We start from the raw sequence: 9,225 nt of genomic DNA, 5'->3' as shown, positions 1-9,225 counted from the left end.
TGGGCTCGGTCTCGGGCGGCTGCATCGAGGGAGCGGTGGTGCGCGAGGCCAGGGAGGTCATGGACGGGGCCCCGCCGAAGCTGCTCGAGTTCGGCGTGACCAACGAGCAGGCCTGGGAAGTGGGCTTGGCCTGCGGCGGTAAGGTCCAGGTCTGGGTCGAGGCGGTGGAATGAAGCTGGCCCTGCTGGACGCGCTGGAGGCCGCCCGCAAGGCCAAGCGCCAGGTCTGCCTGGTCCGCCTGCTGGACCAGGGCGGTACCGAGGCGTTGGTGGTCGATGGCCGGCAGACCGAAGGTGCGCCTTTGCCCGAGGACGTGCTGGAGGCGGCGCGCGCTGCACTACGCGAGGATCGCTCGAAGACCGCCGAGACCAGTGTCGGCAAGGCCTTCCTCCAGGTGTTCAACCCGCCCTTGCGCATGATCATCGTGGGTGCCGTCCACATCACCCAGTCGCTGGCGCCGATGGCGGAGCTGGCCGGCTACGAGGTGACGGTGGTCGACCCGCGCCGCGCGTTCGCCACCGACCAGCGCTTCCCCAACACGCAGGTCACCCAGGAATGGCCCGACGAGGCGCTGGAGCGGCTGCAGCCCGACCGGCGCACCGCGGTGATAGCCCTGGTCCACGACCCAAAGTTGGACGATCCGGCCCTGGACGTGGCGCTGAAGAGCGACGCCTTCTACATCGCCGCACTGGGCTCGCGGAAGAACGCTGCCGCCCGGCAGGAGCGCCTGCAGGCGCTGGGCCACGACCCGGCCACGACCGCACGGATCCGCGGTCCGGCGGGCCTGCCGATCGGCGCGGTGAGTCCGGCAGAGATCGCGATCTCCGTGCTGGCGGAATGCACCCAGGCGCTGCGGCAGGGCAACTGACCGATTGGCGAGCCGTTGCGGGCCGATGCGGGATCGCGCGGCCTTCTGCGGCTCGCCTCACTTTATTGCCACACTAGAATCGAGCGCAAAGCCTGGGTATGTCGGGCGCAGCGCCGCCGCAGGCAGGGGAAAAAGGCATGGCTAAATTCGGCTTCGGGCAGTCGGTCAAGCGCGTGGAGGATGCGCGCCTGGTCAAGGGTGAAGGGCGCTACACCGTCGACATCAGCGTGCCGGGTCAGGCGGTCGGCTATGTCCTGCGCTCGCCGGTCGCTCATGCGACCATCACCTCCATCGACACGTCCGCCGCCGAGGCGGCCCCGGGCGTGCTCTGCGTGGTGACCGGCAAGGAGCTGGCCGCCGCGGATGCCAACAACCTGCCGTGCCTGGTCCCGCTCAAGAACCATGACGGCACCGACCGTGCCGACCCGGGCCGGCAGATCCTGGCGGTGGACAAGGTCCGCCATGTCGGCGACCACGTGGCCTTCGTCGTCGCGGAGACCATGGAGCAGGCCAAGGATGCGGCCGACCTGATCACCGTCGACTACGACACCCATCCGGCCGTCGCTGACATGCTGAAGGCGATCGAGCCGGGCGCGCCGCTGGTGCACGACAGCACCGGCTCGAACCTGTGCTTCGACTGGGTGCATGGCGATGCCGGCGCCACCGACCAGGCCTTCGCCTCCGCCGCGAAAACCGTGAAGATCGACCTGATCAACAACAAGGTCGTCGCGAACTCCATGGAGCCGCGCGCCTGCGTCGCCGAGTGGGATGCCGCCGAGGGCAAGCTCACCATGCATGCGGGCACCCAGGGCGGCTGGATGTTCCAGGACATGCTGGCCGAGCAGGTCCTCAAGCTGCCCAAGGACAAGGTCCGGGTGATCACGCCGGACGTCGGCGGCGGCTTCGGCATGAAGGCGTTCTTCTATCCCGAGTACGCCATGGCGGCCTGGACGGCGCGCAAGACCGGGCGCCCGGTGGCCTGGACGGCCGAGCGGACGGAGGCCTTCCTGTCCGACGTGATGGGCCGCGACCACATCACCACGGCCGAGCTCGCCTTCGACGCGAACAACAAGATCCTGGCGCTGCGCGTCATGGTCCATGCCGGCATGGGCGCGTATCTGTCGATGTTCGCGCCGTTCATCCCGACCTATGCCGCGCTCAAGGTCCTGCCTGGCGTCTACGACATCAAGACGCTGACCTACCGGGTGAAGGGCATCTTCACCCACACCACCCCGGTCGATGCCTATCGCGGCGCCGGCCGTCCGGAATCGATCTACTGCATCGAGCGCCTGATGGATGCTGCTGCGCGCGAGCTCGGGGTCGACGCGATTGAGCTGCGCAAGCAGAACTACATCAAGCCGGAGCAGATGCCGTACACGACGCCGGCCGGCGAGACCTACGACACGGGCGAGTTCGCCAAGGTCACCGATCTGGCGCTCGCCAAGCATGGCTATGACAGCTTCGCCAGCCGCAAGGCGCAGAGCGAGGCCAAGGGCCTGCTGCGCGGCATTGGCCTCGCCTATTACATCGAATCGACGATGGGTAATCCCGAGGAAGCCGCGGCGATCAAGTTCGTCGACGACGGCACGGTCGAGGTCTGGGTCGGTACCCAGACCAACGGCCAGGGCCACGAGACGGCCTATGCCCAGGTCTTCGCCGAGGCGCTCGGCATCGACATGGACCGGATCCGGGTCAAGCAGGGCGACACCGACGTGGTGAAGTTCGGCGGCGGCACCGGCGGCTCGCGCTCGCTGACCGCTCAGGGCGTGGCCATCCGCGCCGGTGCCCGCGAGGTCATCCGCAAGGGCATCGAGGCCGCGGCCCAGCAGTTCGAGACGGCCGCCGCCGACATCGCTTACGAGGACGGCGTCTTCAAGGTGAAGGGCACCGACAAGCAGGTCGACCTCTTCACCCTCGCCCGGACCGTGAAGGCCCAGCCCGGCAGCATCGACGGCCTGAACGCCGACGTGAAGATCAAGCTGAATGCCTGGACCTTCCCGAACGGCTGCCACATCGCCGAGGTCGAGGTCGACCCGGACACCGGCGTCACCAAGGTTGACCGCTACACGGTGGTTGACGATTTCGGCAAGGTGCTGAACCCGATGCTGGTGGCCGGCCAGGTCCATGGTGGCGTGGCCCAGGGCATCGGCCAGGCGCTCTACGAGCAGGTCGTCTATGACGACACCGCGCAGCTCATCTCCGGCTCGTTCATGGACTACACCATGCCGCGCGCCGACAACCTGCCGAGCTTCGACACCGACACCTACGAGGTTCTGTGCAAGAACAACGAGATGGGGGTGAAGGGTTGCGGCGAGGCCGGCTCGGTGGGTGCCTGCGGCGCGGTGATGAACGCGCTCCTGGACGCGCTGGCGCCGCTGGGTGTCGACCGGGTCGACATGCCGGCCACGCCGGAAAAGGTGTGGCAGTACATCCAGGGCGCCAGGGTGGCGAAGGCCGCCTGATCGCCCCTCGCCAGGGAACCGTGGCGAACGCATCTTGACGAAGGGCGGGATCGGCGACGGTCCCGCCCTCGTGATTCCTGGACCGGGTCGCTATATCTGACGGGAAACGACGGATGGTAGCGATGTTCTTCGGCAGCATGGCGGTGAGCGACGCCCTGGGCGCCACCCTGGCTCATGGCGTGAAGTTCGGCCGGAGCGGCTTCAAGAAGGGCCGCACCCTGGATGCGTCCGACGTGGCGCTCCTGGAGGAGGCGGGGATCGAGCGGGTGAGCGCCGTCCGGTTCGAGCCGGGCGACGTCGAAGAGGACGCCGCCGCCCACAGTCTGGCCAAGGCGGTGGCCGGGCCGGGCCTGAGGGTGGCCGAGCCGTTCACCGGCCGCAGCAACCTGTTCGCCGAGCAGGACGGCATCCTGGTGCTCGACCTGGAGCGGCTCCAGGCCCTGAACCAAGTCGCTTCCGACCTCACCATCGCCACCCTGCCCCCGTTCGCCCGGGTCGCCGCCAAGGACATGGTCGCGACCGTCAAGATCATCCCGTTCGCCACGCGGGAGGACGTGCTGGCGCGTGGCCTGGCGCTGACCGAGGGTGGGCCGATGCTGCGCCTCGCCCCCTTCGTCGGCCTGCGGGCGCGGCTGGTCCAGTCGGCCACCTCGGCGACTTCGGACAAGCTCCTGGACAAGACGGTGGAGGTGACCCGGCAGCGCCTGGAAGCGGTGGGCGCCATGCTCCTGGACGAGCGCCGCTGCCCGCATACCACCGAAGGTATCGCGGAGGCGGTCGCGGCCAGCCTCGCCGAGGGCGGCGACATGGTCCTGATCGCCGGGGCCTCTGCGGTGACCGACCGGCGCGACGTGCTGCCGAGCGGCATCGAGGCCGCGGGCGGCACGGTCGAGCATGTCGGCATGCCGGTCGACCCGGGCAATCTCCTGGTGTTCGGCCGCCACGGCGACATTCCGGTCATCGGCCTGCCCGGCTGCGCCCGCTCGATCAAGCTGAACGGGTTTGACTGGGTGCTGGAGCGCTTGGCGGCGGGGCTCCGGGTGACGCCGCAAGACATCATGGCGATGGGGGTGGGCGGCCTCCTTTCCGAGATCCCGACCCGGCCGCAGCCGCGCGGCGCCAAGCCGGGCGAGCAGGCCGGTGCTACGATGCGCTTGCCGCGGATCACTGCCCTGGTCCTGGCCGCGGGCCGCTCGTCGCGGATGCGCGGGGCGAACAAGCTCCTGACCCCGATCGACGGCAAGCCGCTGGTCGGCCACGTGGTGGACGCGGCGCTGCAGTCGTCCTGCGACCGGGTGGTGGTGGTCACCGGCCATATGCAGGCCGAGCTGGCCCAGGCCCTGGCCGGCCGGCCCCTCACCCTGACCCACAATCCCGACTTCGCTGACGGGCTCGCCTCCTCGCTCAAAGCCGGGCTGGCGGCGGTGCCGGCCGATGCGGACGGGGTGCTGGTACTGCTGGGCGACATGCCGGACATCGACCGCCGGCTGATCGACCGGATGATCGCCGCCTTCAGCCCGGCCGACCGTCGCTCGATCGTGGTGCCGATGGCGAACGGCAGGCGCGGCAACCCGGTGCTCTGGTCGAGCGCGTTCTTCGCGGAGATGCGCGAGCTGGAAGGCGATGCCGGTGCCCGGGCGCTGATCGACCGGCACGAGGACCAGGTGGCGGAGATCGTCGTCGAGCATCGCGGGCCGCTGGTCGACCTCGACACGCCGGAGGCGCTCGCAGCCTATCTGGAGAACCGCAAGTGAACCCGATCCGGCAGGACTTCCCGGCCTTCGACGGCCTGGCTCGGCCGCTGCACTTCCTGGACAATGCCGCGACCAGCCAGATCTGCCGGCCGGCCCTGGAGGCGCTGGTCCGGTTCGAGACGGACGACCGGTCCAACGTCAAGCGCGGCGTCTATGCCCGTGCCGAGCGCGCCTCGGTGGCGTTCGACGATGCGCGCAAGGCGGCCATGGAGTTCCTGAACGCGCCCTCGCCTGAGGAGATCGTGTTCACTTCGGGCGCCACGCTCGGGCTGAACACGGCGGCGCACATCCTCCAGGAACGGCTGCAGCCCGGCGACGTGATCCTGGTGAGCCTGCTCGAGCACCACAGCAATCTGGTGCCCTGGCAGCTCGCGGCCGAGCGGCGCGGCGCCAGCCTGCGGGCGATCCCGGTGACCGACGGCGGCCGGCTCGACCTGGAGCGGCTGGACGAGCTGGCCGACCGGGTCAGGATCGTGGCGGTGACCCATGCCTCCAATGTGACTGGGGCGATCACGGATGTCGCCCGGCTGCGCTCGTTCTGCGACGCCACCGGCGCGCTGCTGGTGCTGGACGGTGCCCAGCGTGCCGCGCACGGTCCGCTCGACGTGCAGGAGCTGGGCTGCGACCTCTATGCCTTCTCCGGCCACAAATGCTTCGGCCCGACCGGGATCGGCGTGCTGTGGGGCCGCTACGACCTGCTGGATGCCGCCCCGCCGTTCCTGGGTGGGGGCGAGATGATCCGCCGGGTGAGCCTGGAGCGCTCGACCTTCGCGCCGCCGCCGCACCGCTACGAGGCCGGCACCCCACCGATCGGCGGGGCCATCGCCCTGGGTGCGGCACTGGAATGGTCGATGGCGCAGGACTGGGACCGGCTGGGCGCCCAGGAGCGCGAGCTCGCGGGCAGGATGCTGGACGGCCTGGCCTCGCTCCCGGGCTGCCGCATCTATGGCGACACCGGCACCCAGCAGCGCATCGGCGTGGTCTCGTTCGAGCTGGAGGACGTGCATGCCCACGACGTCTGCCAGCTCCTGGACAGCGACCACGGCGTGATGCTGCGCGGCGGCCATCATTGCGCGCAGCCCCTGATGGAGCGGTTTGACACGGTCGCCACCGTGCGCGCCTCGCTCGCCCCCTACAATGACGGCGCGGATGTCGACGCGCTGCTGAATGGCCTCGAAGCCGTGCGCCGGAAGCTGGCATGAACGACGCTCTCTACGACCAGGCGATCATCGCCGAAGCCCGATCCAGGACCGGGGCCGGTCGGCTGGACGCCCCCACCGTCACCGCCGAATGCGACAACCCCTTGTGCGGCGACCGGATCACCGTGGATCTGGCGGTGCAGGACGGTGCCATCAGCGACCTCGCGCACAAGACCCGCGGCTGCCTGCTCACCCAGGCCTCCGCCTCCTTGCTGGCGCGCTACGCCAAGGGCGGCGATGTCGCGGCGGCCGGCGAGCTGCGCGCGGCGATCGACGCATTCCTCAAGGGGCAGGAGGACGAGCGGTTCGCCATCCTCACCCCGGTGCGCAACGCCAAGAGCCGCTGGGACTGCGTCACCCTACCCTTCCAGGCCCTGGCGGACGCCCTGGCCGACCTGGAGAAGCGAGGCTGACCGGGGAGCATCGTCCGAATTCTGTCACCCAGAGGCTGGACGGGAAGCACTGACCCGGGACAGTTGATCCCGATCAATGCCCGGCGGGAAAGCCTCAGGCACTCCCCCGGCAGCCGACCGTGATCAACCAGGAACAGAGGACGCGATGGCGACGGCCCTCGATGCAGGCAAGCGGCGACCGGCACCCGGGCCGGCCGAGGCATCCTGGCATGCGCTGGCTGTCGACGACGTCCTGGAACGGCTCCATGCCTACCGGCACGGCCTGCCGGGCGAAGAGGCGCGGCGGCGCCTGGAGCGGTACGGGCCGAACAGCCTGCCGGAAGCCCCCGAACGCCACCCGGTCCTGCGCTTCCTCGGCCAGTTCCACAGCGCGCTGATCTATTTCCTCCTGGCGGCAGCGCTCGGGGCCTGGCTGCTCGGCCATCATGTCGATTCGGTCGTGATCCTGCTGGTCGTCACCATCAACGCGATCGTCGGCTTCGTGCAGGAAGGCAAGGCCGAGGAGGCGCTGGCGGCGATCCGCCAGATGATCTCGCCGCAGGCCAACGTGCTGCGCGACGGCCAGCGGGTGGCGGTGGCGGTGGCTGATCTGGTCCCGGGCGACATCGTGCTGCTGGAAGCGGGCGACCGGGTTCCGGCCGACCTGCGCCTGCTGACGGTTCACGGCCTGCTGATCGAGGAGGCGGCGCTCACCGGGGAATCGGTGGCGGCCGAGAAGGACGGCCGGCCGGCAGCCGCCGACGCGGCGCTGGGTGATCGCCACGGCATGGCGTTCTCCGGCACGCTGGTGGTGGCGGGGCGGGCGAGCGGCGTGGTGGTCGCGACCGGCAGCGGCACCGAGATCGGCCGGATCAGCCGGCTGATCAGCTCGGTGCAGGAGCTGACCACGCTGCTCCTGCGCCAGATCAACCGCTTCGCCGAACGCTTCACCCTGTTCGTCTTCGTTTGTGCGGTACTGCTGTTCGCCTATGCGATCCTGATCCAGGGCTATGACTGGAGCGAATCGCTGGTGGCGGTGGTCGCGGTCGCGGTGGGCGTGGTGCCGGAGGGCCTGCCTGCCGTGATCACCATCACGCTGGCCGTGGGCGTGCGGCGCATGGCGGCGCGCAAGGCGGTGGTCCGCCGCCTGCCGGCGGTGGAGACCCTGGGCGCCACCTCGGTGATCTGCTCGGACAAGACCGGCACGCTGACCCGCAACGAGATGACCGCGCGCCGGATCGTCACCGGCGGCCACCGGATCCAGGTGGAGGGCTCCGGCTATCAGCCGGAGGGTGCGCTGGCAGCGATCGGGATTGATGACGATGCCGCGGCGCTGGCCGCGGCGGCACCGCTGATCAGTTGCGGCCTGCTCTGCAACGACGCGGAGCTCCGCCAGGGCGAGCAGGGCTGGAGCGTGAACGGCGACCCGATGGAGGGCGCGCTGGTAGCGCTCGCCATGAAGGCCGGCCTCGATCCCGGCCATGCCCGTGCCGAATGGCCCAGGCTCGACGAGATCCCGTTCGACGCCCAGCACCGCTTCATGGCCAGCCTGCACCGCCGCCCGGGCGGCGGGACCACCCTGTTCGTCAAGGGCGCGCCCGAGCGGGTATTGGAGATGAGCCGGACCGAGCAGGGTCCGGACGGCCGGCCCCGGCCGATCGACCAGGCGTTCTGGACTGAGGCCATCGCCGCGACCGCGCGGGACGGCGAGCGGATCCTGGGCTTCGCCATGGTCGAGCTGCCGGATGCGAGGGAGCAGTTGCGCTTCGCCGACCTGGACCGGGCCGAACTGAGATTCCTCGGCATCGTCGGCTTCATCGATCCTCCACGCGACGAGGCGATGGACGCCATCGCCGAGTGCCGCTCGGCGGGCATCAGGGTCAAGATGATCACCGGCGACCATGCCGCCACCGCCGGCGCCATCGCCCGCCGGCTCGGCATGAGCGAGAATCCGGAAGTGGTCACGGGTGCGGAGCTGGACCGGATGGACGAGGCGGCGCTGGGCCAGGCGGCGCAGCGTGCCACCGTGTTCGCCCGCACCAGCCCGGAGCACAAGCTCCGGATCGTGCGCGCCCTGCAGCAGCAAGGTGCGGTGGTGGCGATGACCGGCGATGGGGTCAACGACGCACCGTCGCTCAAGCAGGCCGATGTCGGCGTCGCCATGGGCCACAAGGGCACCGAGGCCGCCAAGGAGGCGGCCGAGATGGTGCTGCTCGACGACAATTTCGCCTCGATCGTGGCCGCGGTCCACGAGGGGCGCACCGTCTACGACAATATCCGCAAGGTGATCTCCTGGACCCTGCCGACCAATGGCGGCGAGGTGATCGCGGTGATCGCGGCGATCCTGTTCGGCTTCGTCATGCCGATGACCGCGACCCAGATCCTGTGGATCAACCTGGTGCTGACCGTGACGCTGGGCCTAGTGCTGGCGTTCGAGCCGTCCGAGGAAGGCGTGATGGCGCGCCCGCCGCGCCGGCCCGAAGCCTCGCTGCTCTCGCCCTTCCTGCTCTGGCGGGTGCTGTTCGTCTCGTTCCTGTTCACGATCGCCGT

At 69.9% G+C, this 9,225-nt stretch carries 7 protein-coding genes; all 7 read left to right on the top strand.

The window, feature by feature from the left end:
• On the top strand, positions 1 to 173 hold a 173-nt coding region (locus EQG76_RS33535), incomplete at its 5' end, for an XdhC family protein (RefSeq protein WP_321573482.1).
• Complete coding sequence (locus EQG76_RS18005) at positions 170 to 868, top strand: XdhC family protein (protein ID WP_159715766.1); 699 nt, start codon at positions 170 to 172, stop codon at positions 866 to 868. The genes EQG76_RS33535 and EQG76_RS18005, both read left to right, overlap by 4 nt.
• Positions 869 to 1,005: 137 nt before the next feature.
• Positions 1,006 to 3,330, top strand: coding sequence for a xanthine dehydrogenase family protein molybdopterin-binding subunit (locus EQG76_RS18000; protein WP_159715765.1), 2,325 nt, complete (start codon positions 1,006 to 1,008; stop codon positions 3,328 to 3,330).
• A gap of 113 nt (positions 3,331 to 3,443) precedes the next feature.
• Positions 3,444 to 5,084 (top strand): molybdopterin-binding/glycosyltransferase family 2 protein, encoded by a 1,641-nt coding sequence (locus EQG76_RS17995; RefSeq protein ID WP_321573481.1) that lies wholly within the window; start codon positions 3,444 to 3,446, stop codon positions 5,082 to 5,084.
• Positions 5,081 to 6,286, top strand: a complete 1,206-nt coding sequence (locus tag EQG76_RS17990; RefSeq protein WP_159715764.1) for an aminotransferase class V-fold PLP-dependent enzyme — start codon at positions 5,081 to 5,083, stop codon at positions 6,284 to 6,286. Before EQG76_RS17995 ends, EQG76_RS17990 begins: the two co-directional genes overlap by 4 nt.
• The gene (locus tag EQG76_RS17985) at positions 6,283 to 6,696 is read left to right on the top strand and encodes an iron-sulfur cluster assembly scaffold protein (protein WP_159715763.1); all 414 of its coding nucleotides are present in this window, start codon (positions 6,283 to 6,285) and stop codon (positions 6,694 to 6,696) included. The genes EQG76_RS17990 and EQG76_RS17985 overlap by 4 nt, the downstream gene beginning before the upstream one ends.
• 145 nt (positions 6,697 to 6,841) lie before the next feature.
• Positions 6,842 to 9,225 (top strand): HAD-IC family P-type ATPase (locus tag EQG76_RS17980; protein WP_159715762.1); only part of this gene is annotated, 2,384 nt, incomplete at its 3' end.

Source organism: Geminicoccus flavidas, assembly GCF_009806515.1.
In the GTDB taxonomy this organism is placed as follows: Bacteria; Pseudomonadota; Alphaproteobacteria; order Geminicoccales; family Geminicoccaceae; genus Geminicoccus; species Geminicoccus flavidus.
Note: the sequence above shows the minus strand (reverse complement) of the source record. Positions and strands in the feature narration are given on the sequence as shown.

What these genes read in the sequence shown, in the direction of transcription:
- EQG76_RS18005 (WP_159715766.1), top strand. Translation starts at nt 170, where the DNA reads ATGAAGCTGGCCCTGCTGGACGCGCTGGAGGCCGCCCGCAAGGCCAAG.
- EQG76_RS18000 (WP_159715765.1), top strand. Translation starts at nt 1,006, where the DNA reads ATGGCTAAATTCGGCTTCGGGCAGTCGGTCAAGCGCGTGGAGGATGCG.
- EQG76_RS17995 (WP_321573481.1), top strand. Translation starts at nt 3,444, where the DNA reads ATGGTAGCGATGTTCTTCGGCAGCATGGCGGTGAGCGACGCCCTGGGC.
- EQG76_RS17985 (WP_159715763.1), top strand. Translation starts at nt 6,283, where the DNA reads ATGAACGACGCTCTCTACGACCAGGCGATCATCGCCGAAGCCCGATCC.